We start from the raw sequence: 18,025 nt of genomic DNA, 5'->3' as shown, positions 1-18,025 counted from the left end.
CGGATCATCGATTCCGGGCGACCAACCATCGGCGTTTTTTACCCCAATCGGTTCGCAATACGGTCCGTTGTCGCAAAATTAATGGGGTGGCTCTTGCTCGACATACTATTGATGGAAGATGACGCGGATCTCGCGTCGGTTTTGCGGGAAGTTTTGAGTGAAGAAGGTCATACCGTCACCATTTGCGAATCCGCAACCGAAGCCTTTGCAGCTCTGGAAAAAGTCCAATTTGATCTTTTGATCACGGATATCATTGTTCAGAAAAACAAGGTCCCCATTCCTGATGGCGGCATCTCGCTGATTGCGCGCTTGCGCGGGCCGCTCAACAATCAACTTGAACCCTGGATGAAAAAAATGCCGATCATTGCGGTGTCCGGGGCCATCCATAATCCCGGCATGTCCAATCTTCTGAAGATTTCAAGGGATCTGGGCGCGGACATTACGCTTGCCAAACCGATCGATACGCTCGATCTGCTGCATGCCATCAATACGCTGACAAGAAAATAGGCATAGCCCTATCGCCGGTCGGCGCTCCAGATATCCAAAAGCGACATGGCGATCTGCTCCTGCATGTCGGCATAGAGCACGATTTTGAGCCTTTCGCGGCCCATGTGATTGGCCAGAGAGATCAATTCGCCACTCTCGATCTCCTTGTGCGACATGCTGAACGGCAACCACCCCACCCCCATGCCATTGAGGACCAATTCCTTGATACCACTGGAGAAAGCGGTCTCGCATACGGCGTTATTGCTGAAGGTTTGGGTGCCAAACGGGCGTTCCGAAGCGTTCAGAACCTCCCCGAAATAGCTGCTTTCAGGATAGACGATGGCTGGCGCATCAACGGGTAGCGAACCATCATCCCGAACCGCGTAGCGCAGCCCACCCCCGACAAGCGGCACAAGATAGTCATGTCCCCAAAATGCCCGCCTGATTGTGCCGGCGAAAGGCAGGGGCGCCGCGTTATCAGCCTCATAGCAGAGTAGAATATGCGCATCACCGCGCAAAAACATGGTGACGCAATCACCCAGGTTTCCCGGGCGCAACCGGAATTTCAGAGACGGAAAATGCCGTTTGGCGTGTAATGCCATGTCTGGATATGTTGAAATCACGGAGGCATGTTGAGCCGCCAGCGAGACCGTCGAGCTAGCCGGATCGAAATGGGCGATCTTTCCACGCAAATCCCTGATGCGCCCGATCAAAGCCCGTATTTCCGCCTCGTTTGCACCCAAAGCCGGGCTGATCTCAACCGAGTTAGCCGCGCGGGTCAGGACCTGTGTACCAAGCCAGTTTTCAAACCCCCTGATACGTCGGGAAAAGGCAGGTTGTGTAATATTGCGGCGCGCCGCGGCGCGGGTCATGTTGCCCTCTTCCAAAAGAACAAGGACGTCATCAAGCCATTGCAAATCCATTTGGCACCCCCAGGCAAACAATATGTATGGGTGGCCCAAAGAAAAAGCATTATTTTTAAGCCATAGTCTTTGGCATTCTTTGCCTGATCACATTTTGAAGGATATGGATGCGTGCCTGAAAACAATCTCTTGTCTGAGCGGAATGACCAACAGTCGCCGGAGTTGACGCTCAGCCTGTGCAAGGATCTCTCTATCGCACTGGCGAAGTTCCCAAAGGTGCGTCTGGGGCATCTGCCAACGCCGCTGGAACCGATGGACCGGCTGAGCGAACTTTTGGGGGGGCCTCGGCTATGGGTGAAACGGGATGATTGCACCGGGCTTTCGTCAGGGGGCAACAAGACACGCAAGCTGGAATATCTGATGGCCGACGCGCAGGCTCAGGGCGCAGATACGATCATCACGCAGGGTGCGACGCAATCAAACCATGCGCGTCAAACCGCGGCAGCGGCAGCGAAACTGGGCATGGCCTGCCACATCCTGCTGGAGGATCGCACGGGCTACAACGACGACAGCTACAATCTGAGTGGCAACGTGCTCATGGACCGTCTGCATGGCGCGACCGTTTCAAAACGTGGCGGTGGCACCGACATGAACGCGGAAATGGCGACGCTTGCCGAAAAACTCCTGCAAGACGGGCGTGCGCCCTACGTCATCCCCGGTGGTGGCTCCAATCCGATCGGGGCGCTCGGTTACGTCAACTGTGCCCGTGAAATCGCGGAGCAGGCAACAAACATCGGCCTGAAAATTGATGCCTTCGTGCACGCGACAGGCAGCTCGGGCACCCAAGCGGGTCTCGTGACGGGATTGGCCGCAATCCGCAGCGACATTCACCTGCTCGGTATCGGTGTGCGCGCGCCGCAGGAAAAGCAGGAGCAGATGGTTTTTGATCTGGCCCAGCGTACGGCGGATTATCTGGGAACCGGCATCAATATCGACCGCGCCATGGTCAGAGCCAATTGTGACTACGTGGGCCCCGGATATGGGTTGCCAACCGATGGGATGAAGGAAGCCGTCAAGTTGCTGGCCCGGACCGAAGGGCTGCTATTTGACCCAGTTTATTCAGGCAAAGGGCTGGATGGCCTTATAAATCTCGTTCGCGGCGGTCATTTTGGAGATATGGAAAACGTCGTTTTCTTGCATACTGGAGGAAGTGCCGCGCTTTTCGGCTATCCTGAGACCTTCGATCTGCACGGCTACACAGAATAACAATAAACACGAAAAAAGAACCAACAAGGAGAGACATTCATGTCATTTAGAAAAACGTTCATCACGGCAACAACGGCGATTGGCTTGTTCAGCGCCCCGGCTTTTGCAGCCGAGGAAGTCAAGATCGGCGTGCCGTCCTGGACCGGTGCCCAGGCCATTGCCCATCTGCTCGCGGCTGTTGTTGAAATGCGTATTGGCGGGACTGCGGAAATGGTGCCTGGCAACAACGCAACAATCTTCCAGGCCATGGATCAGGGCAAAGGCGACATTGACGTGCACCCTGATGTCTGGCTGCCCAATCAGGAAAGCTTCACCAAGAAGTATGTGGATGAAGCTGGTACGGTCACCCTGTCCGCCAATCCCTATGAGGGCAATCAGGGTTTCTGCGTTTCCCAGGATTTCGCAAAGGCCAACAGCATCACCGACATCGCCGATCTGGGCCGTCCCGATGTGGCCGCGCTGATGGACAGTGATGGCAATGGCAAGGGTGAAATGTGGATCGGTGCACCCGGCTGGGCCTCGGCGAATGTCAACGAGGTGAAGGTGCGCGACTACGGTCTGCTCGACTTCGTAGAACCGATCCGCGCAGAGGAAAGCGTGAAGACAGCACGTGTGAAAGATTCCATCGCCAAGGGAGAGGGCTACGCATTCTATTGCTACAAGCCGCACGCCATCTGGTATCAGTTCGATGTCGAGATGTTGAGCGAGCCTGCCTTTGATCCGGCCAAATACGTGATGGTGCAACCATCCGATGACGCGGATTGGTATGAGAAATCCAATGTGGCCTCCAAGGACGCGCTGAAGGCCGTGCAGATCGCTTGGTCCAATTCACTGGCCGACCGCTCCCCTGCCATTACAGAGTTCTTTGAACGGTTCTCTCTGAGCGCGGATGACGTCAGCAACTTTGCCTATGAGATCAGCGGCAAAGGCCGTGATGCCGCAGAGGTTGCGCGTGAATGGGTCGATGCGAACCCGGAGCGCGTGGACGCCTGGCTGGGCCTCTGATCCTCTGAACATCGACCGGGCTTGAGAGCTTTGAGCCCGGTCACTGCGCCCCGGATGCGCCTCACCATCAAACGCCAGCCAATGGATGGAACGCTATGAGCGATGACACTGTTGTCGAGATTTCCAATGTCTGGAAAATTTTCGGCGCCCACCCCGAAGCCGCGCTGAAAGCCATTCGAGAGCAAGGTCTCGATAAAGCCCAGGTATTGGCCCAACACAACGCCGTCGTCGGTGTTGCTGATGTCAGCCTGTCGGTCAATCGCGGCGAAATTTTTTGCATCATGGGGCTTTCCGGCAGCGGAAAATCCACCCTAGTGCGCCATTTCAACAGACTTCTGGAACCGACCGCCGGGAAAATCCTGATCGAGGGAACGGATGTGATGGGTCTTGAACCCGGCGATCTGCAAACATTCCGCAACCGCAAGATCGGGATGGTTTTTCAGAATTTCGCGCTGATGCCGCACCGCTCCGTTCTCGACAATGTCGCCATGCCATTGGAGATCCGTCAGGTCAGCAAGAATGACCGCATGCGGCAGGCGGCCGCCATTCTGGACATCGTGGAACTGGGTGCCTGGGGGTCAAAGTTTGCGCATGAACTCTCTGGCGGCATGCAACAGCGCGTGGGTCTTGCCCGGGCCCTTGCCGCCAATCCCGATGTCTTGTTGATGGACGAACCCTTCAGCGCGCTTGACCCGCTGATCCGCCGTCAGTTGCAGGATGAATTCATCCGCCTTTCGCAAATCCTCAAGAAGACCACGATTTTCATTACCCACGACCTTGACGAAGCTGTTCGGATCGGGGACCGCATTGCGATCATGCGCGACGGTCGACTGGTTCAGATCGGCACGGCGGAAGAAATCGTGATGAACCCGGCAGATGACTATGTTGCAGATTTCGTAGCCGGCATTTCCCGTCTGAAAGTCGTTAGGGCCCATGCGGTCATGCAAAAACTCGAGGCCTTCGTGCAAAGCTCCGGACCCATCGCTACGGACGCACCACGGGTCAACGAAAGCGAAACGCTCAGCACGCTTATCAATCTCGCAATCGATCACGACAGTCCCATTCTGGTTGAGGACCAGGGACAAGATATCGGTGTCATTACCCGTGCAGACATCCTGCGCACTGTGGTTGAAGGAACGGAAATGTCATGACTGACGCAGCTCAAAACCCGCTGGAAGCGACAGACACGGATGTGGCACGCGCCTATGCCGCCGAGCGCCGCGAAAACATCCGGACCTTCGTGCGCACCAATCCGGAATACTACATCACCCAATTCGACAAGATCGGTGCCAGTGCGAAGTTTACCGCAACATTCAATGCCATGGCGGGGCTGTTTGGCCCCATTTGGTTTGGTGCGCGGGGTTTGTGGTCCTGGGCCCTGCCCTTCCTGATCCTGGAGACAATGGCCTTCGTTCAGATTGCACGTGGTCTTTTTGGCGATCTCGCGGCAGATGCCCGCGCCCGCATCGCCTCTATCGAGGGGACGCTGGAGCTGAGGCAACAGCAGCTTGCGGCCGCCATTGAAAGCGGCTCGGACAAGGTGGACGTGTATCAGCGCACCGTGGATTCTCTGGAAGCCGCCATCGGCGGTATTCGCGCCGAAGCGGAAGTAATTGCAAGCCAAGGTGTCTGGATTGCCCTTTCCGGGCTGGCCATTCTGATCATCGCCAAGGCGGTTCAGGCAACGGTTGCCAATTGGGCACTCGAAGCCCGCTTTTCCGATTGGCTGTCTGACCGGACAGTCCGCTCTGGTCTGCCGGTTTCGCATATTGTTTTCAGCGCGATTTTCATGGTGCTGATCGTCTGTGCCGCCATGCTTCACTACAGTTTGCCGGGACGTTTTACGCTTTTGAGCGACTTCCCGACAAATCCCAATTACCGGCTGAACAGCATTGCCTGGGTCGAAGCCTTCTTCGCCTTTTGCGTCGCCAACGGTGAAGCGCTTTTCGATCTCATCACCTATGGCATCAGGTTGATTCTCGACGCGTTGGAATTGATCTTCGTCAGCACCCCCTGGATCGTGATCGCTAGCCTGATCATCCTGCTGACATGGCTGACTGCGGGCATTCGCACCGCCATATGGTCGGCAGCGTTTCTGTCCTACATGGGGCTGTTGGGGTTCTGGGAGAAAGCGATGACAACGCTGGCCCTGCTTGGCACAGCGGCCTGCCTGTCGATCCTGATCGGCATACCGCTGGGCATGTTCTGCGCCCGGCGTCCGCGCTTTTATGCTTTCATCCAGCCGATCATGGATTTCATGCAGACCATGCCTGCTTTCGTTTTCATGATCCCGGTCATCGCCTTTTTCGGCACCGGCAAACCGGCAGCGGTTGTGACAACGATGATCTTCGGCGGCACACCAGTGGTGCGCCTGACGGTGCTGGGATTGCGTGGTGTGCCGGAAAGCGTGCGTGAAGCCGCAATCTCCTTTGGCGCGAACAAATGGTACCTGCTGACGCGGGTTGATCTGCCTCTCGCCAGCCCGTCCATCCGGGCCGGGATCAACCAAACCATCATGCTGTCGCTGGCAATGGTTGTCGTTGCCTCGCTGATCGGAGCCAAAGGGCTGGGTGAGGACGTCCTGGAGGCGCTGCAATATGCCAACGTCGGTCAGGGTATTCTGGCCGGATTTGCGATCCTGTTCTGCGCGATGATCCTTGACCGCATTGTTCAGGGTCAGCGAAAGTGACACCTCTGGTCTTCGTCCATGGGTTCATGGGCGGCAGCGCTCAATGGGCGCTGCAACAGGACACGCTTGCAGCCTCCAGAGAGCTGATTGCGGTTGATCTGCCAGGCTTTGGAGAGAACCGCGACCTGCCTGTGATCAACACGATCAAGGGGTTCGCGGATTGGGTGATCGCAAAACTCGACGCCAAGGGGATTGGCACGTTCAACCTGATGGGCCATTCGATGGGCGGCATGATTGCGCAACAGATCGCGCATCAGGTACCAGACCGAATTGAAAAGCTTGTCCTCTATGGCACGGGGCCCAACGGCCTTTTGCCGGGGCGATTTGAGACCATCGAGCAGAGCAAAATCCGCGCGCAACAGGACGGCGTGCGAAAAACAGCGCGTCGAATTTCCGCCACCTGGTTTGTCGACAGCACCATCGCACCCGAGTACCCCGCCTGCGCGGCAATTGCCGAACAGTCCGCAGCCAAGGCGCTGGCCGCAGGTCTAGATGCGATGCGGGACTGGTCGGGCATGGAATTCCTGAAGACGGTCGCTTCCGAAACTCTGGTAATCTGGGGAGACAGCGACCGCACCTATCAATGGAGCCAGCCGGAACTTCTTTGGCGGCATATTCCGAACGCGCATCTTGCTGTGGTCCCCGGATGCGCCCATGCGGTGCATCTGGAGAAACCACAGATTTTCAATATGCTGGTCGAAGATTTTCTGCGGACCTAATGCGCCTTGCCACCGATCTGACGGCCCTGCTCTGCCCCGACCAAGGGGCAGACGACACAGGTCCAAACCCGCTGCGTCGGTCCAGCAGAGTGGGTGTCAGTTACCAGTAATCTGAACGTTGCCCGCCACTCTTGCACCGCTTTCGGAAGTCATTGTCTTAGCTGTCACATCCGCCTGCACGGTCGATGTAGAGGCCAATTTCAGGTCATCACACTGCAATTTCCCTTTGTGCTTACCTTCAATCGAAACGGATTTCGCCGACAGCGCCCCATTTATGGCCCCACCTGTCTGCACAATGACGGATTGCGCCGTGACATCACCAACGACTTTGCCTTTGACGTCAACACTGCCTTCATCCGATTTGATGTTGCCTTCAATCGTCAGGTCTTCTTCGATGACTGAACTTGCCAAGTTGAATTTCCTTTCTGCGTGACACTACAACCCTAGACTGTATTAGGCGGATTGAACACCCAAGCCGTCAGAGGCTGCGACCGGCAGCATAACCGGGTCCATTTCCGGTTGTGAATGCCTCATGTAGCAAGGGGCGGAAATCCGCCCCTGCCCCTTTCCAACGCTTTGCGCCCCCTTAGCGATTAAGGAACTCCAGCGCGTATTTGTCCTCCACATCCGGGACGGGATGATCCTCGTGCAGCGATTTCACGATGCCGTAGATCATGAACAGCAAGATCACCGCAATCGGCAGGCCGGCCACAATGGATGCGGTCTGCAGGGCACTCAGGCCCCCGGCAAGCATCAGCACGCCAGCCACAATACCCGCCGTGAGCCCCCAGAAGATACGGAACTTCACCGGTGGGTGTTCGTCACCCATCGACAACATGGTGCACATGACCAACGTACCGGAGTCAGAGGAGGTCACGAACCACGAGATCAGCAGAACGGTGATCAGGACGGTGATCGGATAGGTCAACCACGTATAACCAAACCCTGCCACGGTCTGAAACACGCCCGCCGCGTAATCGTTGTTCACCGCATCCATCACGCCGGCCTTGTAGAACAGGTCAACACCCGCCGCGGCCCCGCCGAAAACCCCCATCCAGAGCATCACAACCGATGTCGGGATCAGCAGCACGCAGAAACAGAACTGCCGGATCGTGCGCCCCTTGGAGACCCGCGCAATGAACAGCCCCACAAATGGGCACCAGGCAATCCACCAGCCCCAGTAGAAGATGGTCCACCAGCTTTGCCACTGGTTCTCCGGATCGCCATTGATCCAGAACCCCATCGGGATGACATTCCACAGATAGTCGCCAAATCCGGAAATCGTGATCCCCAGCACGAACGCGGTTGGCCCCAGAATAATGAAGAGGATCAGCAATCCGATGCTGGCCATCACATTCGCCTCAGACAGGATACGCACGCCTTTGCCCACCCCTGATGCGGCCGAAGCCGTACCCAGGCAGGTGATGATGGCAACCAGAATCAATTGATTGGTCTGCGTGTTGCTCATCCAGCCGAGGCTTTCCAGACCCGCTGCAATCGGCGTCACTCCCAGACCCAAAGACGTGGCCAATCCGAAGATCGTGCCAAAGACACCGATCAGGTCAACCAGATGCCCCCAAGGTCCGTAAATACGTTCCTTCAGCACGGGATAGAGAGCGGTGCGTAGGGTCAGGGGCAGATCGCGCCGATAAGAGAAGTAAGCAAGCGACAGGCCAACCAGCACGTAGAGCCCCCAGCCATGAAAACCCCAGTGAAAATTGGTCACGGTCACGGCGGCAATTGCGGCATCCACACTCCCGGCTTCCGCGCCGGTCCGGTCCAGAAACGGGCTGCCCTGAATGTGGTACATCGGCTCGGCGACGCCCCAATAGATCAGGCCTGAGCCCAGACCCGCACTGAACAACATGCAGATCCATGAAAATGTGGAGAAGTCGGGCTCATCGTCATCCTTGCCCAGTTTGACGTCTCCAAACCGGCTGATCATCAGCCAGAAAACGAAGAAAAGAGCCGCGTTCACCACCAGTACATAGAACCAGTCCATTGTCCCGATGATGAAGTTCTTACCGGCGGAAAAGACCTCGCTCGACCGTTCCACATCCATGATCGTGTAGAGCACGAAGCCGAGTATCATCAGCATCGACAGGATCCCCATCAAGGGGTTCATCCCCTTGAAGAGCCCCGAGCTAGCGACCAGATTTTCCGGTCTGTTACTTGTTTGATCACTCATCTTGTTAATACCTCTATGTCCTGTTTTCCGGCTTAGCGGACTGTGCCAGCGGCACCCTGTCGGGCTCCGGCAGACATCCAGATGTCAAATTGCTCTTCCAGACGGGCATGATTTTCGGCCCACCATTCTGCATCCGACCGAATGAATTGCTTGTCCTCATAGGCCGGACCATTGGGAATCTGGTTCAAGGTCGCGTCCGACAAAAGCGCCAGGGATGATTTTCGCGTCGGCCCGTTGGGCAGATGAGACACCATGTCAGCCAGGGCTTTGGTGCTACTCGCATACCGAATGAACTCAATTGCCTGCGATTTGTAGCGGCTGCCTTTCGGAATGCCGAACAGGTCCAGCTCAATCACGCGCCCGTCCATGTTCACGGTGAAATCCGCGCCCTCTTCCTGCGAGGCCGTCACACCCGTCGTGGCCCAGATCATCGACATGGTCACGTCGCCTGAGTTCAACATCCGCACCGGTTCCCGGCCCGCTTGCCAGACTTGCAGACCGGACCTGATCTCGTCCATCTTGGCGAAGGCCTGCGCGACACCTTCTTCGGTTTCAAGCATCGGGTAGACGTCCTTGCGCGCCACCCCATCTGCCATCAACGCCCACTCCATGATCACCGAGGGGTCATCCCGAATGGCGCGCGCGCCTGGGTAGGCATCCGTGTCGAAGAAATCCGCGATGGTAGTTGGTGGGTTGTCGGCAAATTCCGAATTGCTATAGGCAAAGGCGGTCGCCCAGACGATCACCCCAACGCCACAATCATTCAGCGCGCCCGGGACGAAATCGTCACCCGATGCAGCTCCATCCGCACCATTCGGCAAAGCGATCCCAGACAGGTCTTCGAGAAGCCCTTCTTTGCAGGCCCGCAAAGAATCCGCCTGCGTCAGATCAACAACATCCCAAATGACGTTCGCGCTTTCCACCTGATTTCGGATTTCATCAATGCCGCCATTGTAATGGTCGACATGGATGCGGACCGCGTTTTCTTCCTCGTACGGCCTGACAAACCCCAGCATCTGGCTGCGCATGTAAGGACCGGTCCAGGAAGTGAAGGTGATTTCCGGTTGCGGCGATGCAGATGAACCTTCTGCCGTCTGCGCATGCACCGAGGCAGCGCTCAGGAAAGCCGCTGCCGCACCAAGCGCAATGAATGCCCCAGAAAACCTGGTTCGATGTCGTTTCATGAAATGTCCTCCCGTTATGGCCGTGACGTTTGAGCAACCCATGCGCCCTGCAAACCGGGCACATTCCCTGACCTGCCATGATCAGTTCTGCGTAACTCAAGACTTTCTTCCGCACAGGTTCGACAGCACGCATGTCAACTGACCGAAATGACGAGCTGAACTTCCTGTATCATTTTGAGTCTTCGGCCCATTGAACGCGGTAAGCGGAAAAAAAACAACCGATAGCTGTGGTTGGCCGATTTATCGCCCTGTATCTGAGCCCCGGGTATTCCCACCACAAACGTTCCGTAGCCGCTGAAGCCTGACCTTTGCTACGCGATCAGATTGCCCGGATCGGATCAAGAATAGCTAAACCTGCCCAATTATAGCGTTTGACGAAATGCCTGAGACATCACACAGCACCTAATGCGTTGAAATCTCTGATTTCAGGCAGCGCCGGGTGATTCAGGTTTTTCGCATAGCGCCATAATTGCAAAAGCTCAGCGATGCCTGGGCGGTAAGCTTCGCGCAGGATTTCCAACGACGATCTGTCCGGGCGCGACATCCTTTGTAACAACGCTACCCGCGCCGATGACCGCGCCATCTCCAACCGTAACACCTGCAAGAATGATCGCTCCCCCGCCAATCCAGACGCGTTGGCCGATATGCACCGGATGCGCGATCTCAAGACCGTCCACGCATCGTTTGACCGGATCCTTATGATGTTCCGCGCAATATATCTGAACGTTTGGTCCAAGCTGGCATTGGTCGCCGATGATCACCTCAGCGCAATCAAGAATGGTGCAGCCGGCATTCAAGAAGACGTGATGGCCAAGCTTGATATTGATCCCGTAAGCGCAATGAAAAGGAGCTTCGATAATGGCGTCCTGCGCCTCGATGAGTTGGCCAAGTTTTGGCCCGATGGTACCGCGCGCCTCAGGCGGTAGAGAATTGTGCTGATGGACCGCTGCACGGGCCGCCACTCTGAGTGCTTCAAGTTCATCGTCAAGGCAGGTGTACCATTCACCCGCCGCCATCTTCTGGCGTTCAGTTTTGGCCATGACCTACACCTCTCCTGTTCTGCGCAACACCAGCTTAAGATGCGACACGCCGCGCGCGCAAATCCTGTCTCTCGGCGCGCATTCTGAATCAGAAACCTTCGCTACGCGTCACATTAGATAGCGCATATAATATATTGCAAATAAAACATTATCTCTATCATAGGACGCGGCCATTCTACCTTTCAAACTGACCAACCCGATCAAACACCACCTCTCCTTGCAGGAGTGTTGCCTCTATCGTGACGGTCGCGATCTCAGATACCGACATGTCAAGAATATTGTCGCTCAGCACCACAAGATCGGCAAATTTACCGACCTCAATAGACCCGGTGCGATCCGCGTGCCGCAAGGCAATGGCTGCATTGATTGTCATCGCTTCAATGGCGCTGGCCACATTCGGGAACCCGTTGTTTTCCCGGCCGACCGCCGCCGCGATTTTGACCATGGGATTCAACTCATCGGCGTCCCAGTCACTGCTCAAGGTGACCGTCGCACCTGCGTCAAGTAAAGCGCCGGCGGGCAGCAAGCGGTCAACACGGTCCCCGATAAACGCGCCGATGAAGTTTTGATATTCCGCACTCAACGCACTTGGCGCGAGTTGCAGATCAGCGATCGCGTCTAACTCGGCAAAGCGTGGATAATCGCTGGGATGGGCAAGGTAGATGTGCGTCAACCGATGTGGACCGGATTGAGGGTCGGCCTGTTCAATCGCATCCAGCGCCAGGCGGGTCCCGTAATCTCCCGTGACGTGAAAATGGAGCTGGAATCCAGCGGCACTCAGCTCCCGCGCCGCTCGAAAGAGCGCTTGCTTTTCAAAATACAGAAATCCGCGTTCTTCCTCGGTGGGCAGAGCCAAAGCTTTTTCATAAGGCTCCAGCAGGGCGCCTGTTGCCTGGCTCAGAATGCCATCCACATAGATTTTGGCCACGTTGAACCGCACCCTGCGGTCAGGATCATTGTGAAAAATCGCGCGTAGTTCCGAGAGTTGATCATCCAACGAGCGGTCAGGATAGATATAGAACGCGTTGGAGGCACGCAGTGTCAGCACACCTGCGTCCTCTGCCCAGTTCCACACCTGATGGTGGCCCTGAGGCCAGTAGCCACCCGCGTCACTTACGGACGTTACGCCGTTGCGATTAAGTTCTGCGGCTGCATCAAGCAGGCTGTCGTAAGCAAAATCCAGATTTCCCTGAGTTGGCGGAAAGGCCGCCGACCGCAGATTATGCGGTGCATTTTCCAGAACGATGCCATTGGGCGTGCCTGCTGCATTCCGCAAAATGATGTTGCCGTTGTTCTGATCCACGGCCCGGTCATATCCTACCGCTTCCAATGCCCGCGAATTGGCCCAGGCTCCATGCCCGATGTCATCCAGGATCAAGACGGGTTTGTCCGGGACAACCACGTCCAAAACGGCGACGGGGTTATCATGCAGCTCCAGCAGATTGACCATATTCACGTTTGCGCCCAGCACCCATGGTCCGGTTTCACCGTTTTTGGCACATTCCGTGACCGACGCGATATGGCCTTCCAGATCATCAAATGCTTCGAAGGGGCATAAAACGGCATTTATCCCGGCCTCGACCGCATGCACATGAATATCCTGGAACCCCGGCAGAACCATCTTGCCCGCCAGATCAACGACATCCGCCTGTGGCCCGGCCTGGGCGATCACTTCGGTCTCTGATCCCACCGCAACAATGAAACCATCAGCATCGATCGCAACCGCTTCCGCCCAATCTCTGGTGTTGTTGACTGTGAATACAGCGGCATTTGTCAGAACTAGGTTCTGGGCCTCTGCGGAGACGCCAAAAAGGACAAGCGTCGAAAACAACACAGGCGACCAGATGATTTTTTTCACAAGAAAACTCCCTTATCGCGTGACCTGAGCTACAGACTGGCCAATGAAAGATTCGCTATGCAGTTGATTTGCCATCCGACGCTGCAAATGCTGTTCACGCCAATCGGCCGCCAACAGGCCCATTACCAACATGCACATTCCCGCGGTGATCGGCGACCAAAATCGCGAGCGTTCACCGATGCCGCGCGCTCGGCAGATGGCCGAACCGGAGCTTATATTCCTGAGAGAACCGGCCCAGATGCGAGAAGCCATTGGCAAAGGCGACGCTGGTCACGCTCGGCGGATCCCGACGCACATTCAGATGGTAACGCGCCGCATCCAGGCGTGCATTCCTCACAAACTGCATCGGCGTCACTCCAAAACGCCTTTTGAAGCCTTTTTTGCAGTGTACGCACATTCATATCTGCCGCCCCGGCAATATCCCGCAAGGAAATCGGCTCGCCCAGATTTACGTGAATGAACTCGATTGCCAGACGAATACCACGCGGCGACACACCGCTGTCCGCGCGGTCGATGACATGCGAAATGTTGCTCCTTTGGTGGATCAACAGGGCTTGCGCCAGATCGTATTCAACCCGCAGGTCTCTTCCGCTGAACGGCCCCCGGAACAAATGGCCGCCATCTATGGCCTTCGCACATGACAACGTCATCTGCCTCAGAGCGGCCCCGCTTTTTGTCGTCATATCGACCTCGGCATCAAACCTTATGGGCCCCGGCAAGGGCACATCTGTTAACTCCTCGGCGACGTTATCGAGGTGTGATTTGCGGATTTGCAGCAAGAGCTTCCTGCAAGAGGCCTGCCATTGCATATGCGTGCGCCTGTCAGGATTAAGCAACGATGCACAGTCAACACCGGCCTGTACCTCACTCCCTCGGTGCTGAATGAAGGCACGGCCGGACAGCGGGATTTGCAGCAGGTAAAAAGAGCCAAGACGTCCCGGATCAATGGTCACGTCCGCCCCGTAGTGCAGGTAGTTCACCGATATGTTTTTACCCGCAACGTGATTGTGTTGCACCGCAAGCGGCGCACCGCAACCTGCGATTTCAAGCCGGTGATCGCAGAATTTCTGGCCGACACAATACCGCGCTTCGTCGAGATCACCCGTTCTGAGCAGGGGATGGTCGGCGAGAAATACCTCGCTGGTCTGCAAAGCCTCAAATGTCATTTGATCCTTCCGTGCTGATCTGGAAGCCTAATCAGACAGAGGTCTTTTGCAAGAAAGATCGCGGCAATCCTCGGAAAGGTTCGTTTTTTGGATAAGTCGTTTGACCAACCTGTCGCAGACTATGGCAAATCAACGGGAGATATTTCATGGAAAAAGGCATCACAAAGGCCAACAACGGAATTGAGGGGTTGTCGTGGAATGTGGTCGGGCAGACCTACGTGCCCAAATTACTGAGCAATGACGCGTTCGTCTGGGAAGCTACATTGCCCCCCGATACTTTCGTCCCGCCACATGTTCACCCGACCCAGGATGAGTGGATCATCGTACAATCAGGCATTCTCGAAGTGGAATTCCTAGGTGATGTTCACAAAGCGGGACCGGGCGATACAGTGCGGATGCCGAAGGGCGAAGCTCATGGCATTTTCAACCGCTCGGGCAAGGAAGCAAAATGCATATTCGGCGTGGCACCCGCCCGCAAACTCTTTGACCTTTTCATCGAACTGGATGGCGTTACAGATCCGCAAGAACTGGTCCGCCTTTCTGCATTGCACGAAGTCGATTTCCTGCCGCCGCCTGCGGACGCGTAACAACACTGAATTCAGGGGAACAATCATGCCCAAAAGGAAAAAGGTCGCAGTCATTGGCGGCGGGGTAAGCGGGCTTGCCGCCGCCAAAGCCTTTGATGAAAAAGGACATCGCGTGGTCGGGTTTGAACGCAGCCACGATTTTGGCGGGGTTTGGGAACTGTCCAGATCTTACCCGGATGTTCAGACACAATCTCCCAAGGATCTTTATTGTTTCACCGACCACCCAATGCCGGATACCTATCCGGAATGGCCCAAAGGGCCGCAAGTCCACGCCTATCTTCATTCCTATGCCGCAAAACACAAATTGGCGCGTCTCTTTCGGCTCAACACAAACGTCGCAGCGATGAAGCCCCGCACTGACGGCCAACCGGGCTGGACATTGACCTTGAAGGCTGCCGGTGGAGAATGGACGGAAGATTTCGATTTTGTTGCCGTCTGCACGGGGCAGTTTTCGGATAAAAACGTGATTTCCCACCCTGGTCAGGAGGCGTTCATCGCAAGCGATGGCCAGGTGATGCATTCGTCGGATTACACCGATCCCGACATGGTCAACGGCAAAAACGTGGTTGTTCTGGGTGGATCGAAATCGGCCACCGACATCGCGGTGAATGCGGTCAATTCCGGCGCGAAATCCGTACGTCTGGTCTATCTGAAAAACGTCTGGCGCATCCCTTATTTTGTCGGTGGGATAAATTTCAAACGACTGCTCTACATGCGAGCGCAGGAGCAGCAGTTCAATCAATGGGGCAAAACCCCGTTGCAGCGGGTGATCGCTGCTGCTTTCAAACCTCTGGTATGGGTCAATTTTCGCGGGCTTGAGGCGCTGTTGAAGTTCCAGTTGGGCCTCAAGAAACACAATATGGTGCCAACCACGCCAATTGAAAAAGAGGTTTCCTGCTCCGTTCCGATTGTGACGCCCGGTCTTTTTGAGTGTCTGAATGCGGGCACGATCATCCCGGTGATCGGCACATTTGAAAGCTACCAGAAAGAAGGGCTGAAGCTCAGCACCGGCGAAACGGTACCTTGCGATCTGGCGATCCTGGCCACCGGCTGGAAGCTTGGAGTGCCCTATCTGTCAGAAGAGTATCAGGGCAAGCTGATCGAGGCTGATGGGCAATACCGGGTTTACCGCCTATCCGTGAACCCGGATTTACCGGACATGGGCTTTGTTGGTTTCAATTCCAGCTTCTGCACGGTTCTCTCCGCGGAAATGATCGCCAACTGGTTGGTCCGATACGCAGATGGCAAGCTGGCCCGGCAGCCCACCACAGATGACATGAATAGCAACATCGACATTATGTTGGACTGGAAACGAAATGAACGGCCCGCGGCCAAAATCTACGGTGGCCTGTGTTCAGCGCCCTTTCATTTCAAGCACTTCGATGAATTGCTCGCCGACATGGGGGCCAGAAAAACAAAGCGCAGCAATCCACTGGCAGAGCAGTTTTCGTATCCCGACGCGGCGGCTTACGGGGAATTCCTGGCCTCGGCACCGAGTTATCAGGCAGACTGACCAAGGGCGACACCTCTCCCAGAGCGCATCGCGCGCGGCCCTGCTTCAGCTTTTCGGATCAGGCAGGTTTTGCAGATCGCACAGCCCGATCTGAGCCATGGCAATACTCATCTCTTCGCTCAGAATGTCCCAAAGCCGGTTCAGGCCCTCCTCGCCGCCTGCGGCGATGGCAAATTGGAGTATCCGCCCGAAGAAGGTAAAATCTGCGCCAGAAAGCAAGGCCTTCAGCGCGTCTTCCCCGCTGCGCAATCCGCTGTCGAAAAACAGCGGGAACCCGGGACCAACGGCCTGACGCATCTGCGGCAACAGGGCAAAGGGTGACGGCGCACTTTCCAGCTGCCGCGCCCCGTGGCTTGAAACCTGTATCCCGTCTACCCCTTTCGATTTCAACGCCACCGCATCTTCCAGATTGAGGACGCCCTTGACGACCAGCTTGCCCGGCCAGACGTCTCGCATGCGTGCCAGCGTTTCCCAATCTGCTCGGGCACGGCTTTCAGTTCGATCGAACTCATAGCCAGGCATGTCAAAATTTGCCATTTGTGGCTTGCCCTTAAAGAGCGCCGCCAGCGACCAGCGCGGATGCAGGGCAAAATCCACAAACTGTCGCGGCCCGATCCGGAAGGGCATTTTGAACCCGTGCCGCAATTCGCGCGGTCGGCGTCCTACCTCTGGCACATCGACCGTCAGCACAAGAGTCTGATAGCCGGCCTGCCTGGCCCGTTCCACCAGCTTGAATGTCCCGGTCCCATCACCACTGAAATATATCTGAAACCACGCATGCCCCTGTGCCACTTCAATTATTTCTTCCAGTGGTGTTGACGCGACGGTCGACACCCCATGCGGCACCTTGTATCGCGCAGCCAGCCGCGCCAGCATCAGGTCAGCACCGGACCCGGAGAGATTGCACATCCCCATGGGGGCGATGCCAAAGGGTCGCTCTGCATCCGCACCAAACAGCGTGGTGGCCAGCGACCGGTTGCTGACATCCCGCAAGATGCGCGGGCTCAGGGTCATCTTATCCAGTTCTCTTCGGTTTCTTTCGGCGCCGGTTTCCCCGCCCGCAGCGCCGTCGATGTAGTCGAAGACCATCCACGGCAGGCGCCTGCGGGCGAGGCGGCGGGCGTCTGCTGCGGAGTGGATATGGGCGGCGGCGGGCATCGGTTCAGGCCTGAACTGCTTTCATGAACCGATCACGGATCACCACCGGGTCCATCGTGATCACCGGCAGCTTGATGTTGCCGCTGTCGCATTTGCTCACGATCACGGTCATCTCCTTGCTGTCGATGGCCGCTTGCAGCGCGGCCCCGGTCTCTTCCGCCTTGCAGGTGACGACGTTCTCGCAACCACATGCTTTTGCGACATTTTCCAGCTTGGTTTTCTTGCCTGCATAGGTCGGTTGATCGCCAGTGGAGCCGTAAGAGCCATTGTCGATGATCAGCAGAATGTAGTTGTCGGCCACGT

17 protein-coding genes and 1 pseudogene are annotated in these 18,025 nt (G+C 56.3%); 8 read left to right on the top strand and 10 right to left on the bottom strand.

The features are described 5' to 3' along the window. The first annotated feature begins 81 nt into the window (after positions 1-81). Entirely contained in the window at positions 82-507 is a 426-nt protein-coding gene (locus ACOTTU_RS05730; protein WP_425656513.1) for a response regulator, read from the top strand. Between the two features lie 8 nt (positions 508-515). Here the strand turns inward: ACOTTU_RS05730 and ACOTTU_RS05725 are convergent, their stop codons facing one another. Continuing rightward, positions 516-1,409, bottom strand: a complete 894-nt coding sequence (locus ACOTTU_RS05725) for a LysR family transcriptional regulator (protein WP_425656511.1) — start codon at positions 1,407-1,409, stop codon at positions 516-518. A gap of 192 nt (positions 1,410-1,601) precedes the next feature. Between ACOTTU_RS05725 and ACOTTU_RS05720 the strand changes: the two genes are divergently transcribed. From ACOTTU_RS05720 to ACOTTU_RS05700, 5 genes are all read left to right on the top strand, one after another. Beyond that, positions 1,602-2,615: a D-cysteine desulfhydrase gene (locus ACOTTU_RS05720; RefSeq protein ID WP_425657134.1), complete on the top strand. Its 1,014-nt coding sequence runs from the start codon at positions 1,602-1,604 to the stop codon at positions 2,613-2,615. Between the two features lie 39 nt (positions 2,616-2,654). Next, positions 2,655-3,620 (top strand): glycine betaine ABC transporter substrate-binding protein, encoded by a 966-nt coding sequence (locus tag ACOTTU_RS05715; protein WP_298916878.1) that lies wholly within the window; start codon positions 2,655-2,657, stop codon positions 3,618-3,620. 95 nt (positions 3,621-3,715) lie between these two features. Then, the gene (locus ACOTTU_RS05710) at positions 3,716-4,771 is read left to right on the top strand and encodes a quaternary amine ABC transporter ATP-binding protein (RefSeq protein ID WP_425656510.1); all 1,056 of its coding nucleotides are present in this window, start codon (positions 3,716-3,718) and stop codon (positions 4,769-4,771) included. After that, the gene (locus tag ACOTTU_RS05705; protein WP_425656508.1) at positions 4,768-6,309 is read left to right on the top strand and encodes an ABC transporter permease; all 1,542 of its coding nucleotides are present in this window, start codon (positions 4,768-4,770) and stop codon (positions 6,307-6,309) included. The genes ACOTTU_RS05710 and ACOTTU_RS05705 overlap by 4 nt, the downstream gene beginning before the upstream one ends. After that, entirely contained in the window at positions 6,306-7,028 is a 723-nt protein-coding gene (locus tag ACOTTU_RS05700; protein WP_425656506.1) for an alpha/beta fold hydrolase, read from the top strand. Before ACOTTU_RS05705 ends, ACOTTU_RS05700 begins: the two co-directional genes overlap by 4 nt. Before the next feature lie 96 nt (positions 7,029-7,124). Here the strand turns inward: ACOTTU_RS05700 and ACOTTU_RS05695 are convergent, their stop codons facing one another. From ACOTTU_RS05695 to ACOTTU_RS05665, 7 genes and pseudogenes are all read right to left on the bottom strand, one after another. After that, entirely contained in the window at positions 7,125-7,439 is a 315-nt protein-coding gene (locus tag ACOTTU_RS05695; protein WP_298916867.1) for a bactofilin family protein, read from the bottom strand. Between the two features lie 175 nt (positions 7,440-7,614). Then, positions 7,615-9,216 carry a BCCT family transporter gene (locus ACOTTU_RS05690; protein WP_298916864.1) on the bottom strand — a complete coding sequence of 534 codons (1,602 nt, stop codon included), beginning with the start codon at positions 9,214-9,216 and terminating at the stop codon, positions 7,615-7,617. 32 nt (positions 9,217-9,248) lie between these two features. Then, positions 9,249-10,400 (bottom strand): extracellular solute-binding protein, encoded by a 1,152-nt coding sequence (locus ACOTTU_RS05685; protein WP_425656504.1) that lies wholly within the window; start codon positions 10,398-10,400, stop codon positions 9,249-9,251. Between the two features lie 479 nt (positions 10,401-10,879). Beyond that, positions 10,880-11,440 carry a sugar O-acetyltransferase gene (locus tag ACOTTU_RS05680; RefSeq protein WP_425656502.1) on the bottom strand — a complete coding sequence of 187 codons (561 nt, stop codon included), beginning with the start codon at positions 11,438-11,440 and terminating at the stop codon, positions 10,880-10,882. A 175-nt stretch (positions 11,441-11,615) separates the two neighbouring features. Then, positions 11,616-13,298 (bottom strand): amidohydrolase, encoded by a 1,683-nt coding sequence (locus ACOTTU_RS05675; RefSeq protein WP_425656500.1) that lies wholly within the window; start codon positions 13,296-13,298, stop codon positions 11,616-11,618. 172 nt (positions 13,299-13,470) lie between these two features. Continuing rightward, positions 13,471-13,644 carry a helix-turn-helix domain-containing protein gene (locus ACOTTU_RS05670; protein ID WP_425656498.1) on the bottom strand — a complete coding sequence of 58 codons (174 nt, stop codon included), beginning with the start codon at positions 13,642-13,644 and terminating at the stop codon, positions 13,471-13,473. 292 nt (positions 13,645-13,936) lie between these two features. Further along, positions 13,937-14,464 (bottom strand): annotated as a pseudogene (locus tag ACOTTU_RS05665) (cupin domain-containing protein); the annotation flags it as partial. 146 nt (positions 14,465-14,610) lie between these two features. Between ACOTTU_RS05665 and ACOTTU_RS05660 the strand changes: the two are divergent. Continuing rightward, positions 14,611-15,051: a cupin domain-containing protein gene (locus ACOTTU_RS05660; RefSeq protein WP_425656496.1), complete on the top strand. Its 441-nt coding sequence runs from the start codon at positions 14,611-14,613 to the stop codon at positions 15,049-15,051. A 25-nt stretch (positions 15,052-15,076) separates the two neighbouring features. Then, the gene (locus tag ACOTTU_RS05655; protein WP_425656495.1) at positions 15,077-16,564 is read left to right on the top strand and encodes a flavin-containing monooxygenase; all 1,488 of its coding nucleotides are present in this window, start codon (positions 15,077-15,079) and stop codon (positions 16,562-16,564) included. 45 nt (positions 16,565-16,609) lie between these two features. Here the strand turns inward: ACOTTU_RS05655 and ACOTTU_RS05650 are convergent, their stop codons facing one another. Together ACOTTU_RS05650 and ACOTTU_RS05645 are read right to left on the bottom strand one after the other, a co-directional pair. Next, positions 16,610-17,722, bottom strand: coding sequence for an alpha-hydroxy acid oxidase (locus ACOTTU_RS05650; RefSeq protein WP_425656493.1), 1,113 nt, complete (start codon positions 17,720-17,722; stop codon positions 16,610-16,612). Positions 17,723-17,726: 4 nt separating this feature from the next. Beyond that, positions 17,727-18,025 (bottom strand): thiamine pyrophosphate-dependent enzyme (locus ACOTTU_RS05645; RefSeq protein ID WP_425656491.1); only part of this gene is annotated, 299 nt, incomplete at its 5' end.

Source organism: Roseobacter sp. EG26, from assembly GCF_049830555.1.
GTDB lineage: Bacteria > Pseudomonadota > Alphaproteobacteria > Rhodobacterales > Rhodobacteraceae > Roseobacter.
The sequence above is the reverse complement of the archived record's forward strand: the minus strand, read 5'-3'. Positions and strand labels throughout refer to the sequence as shown.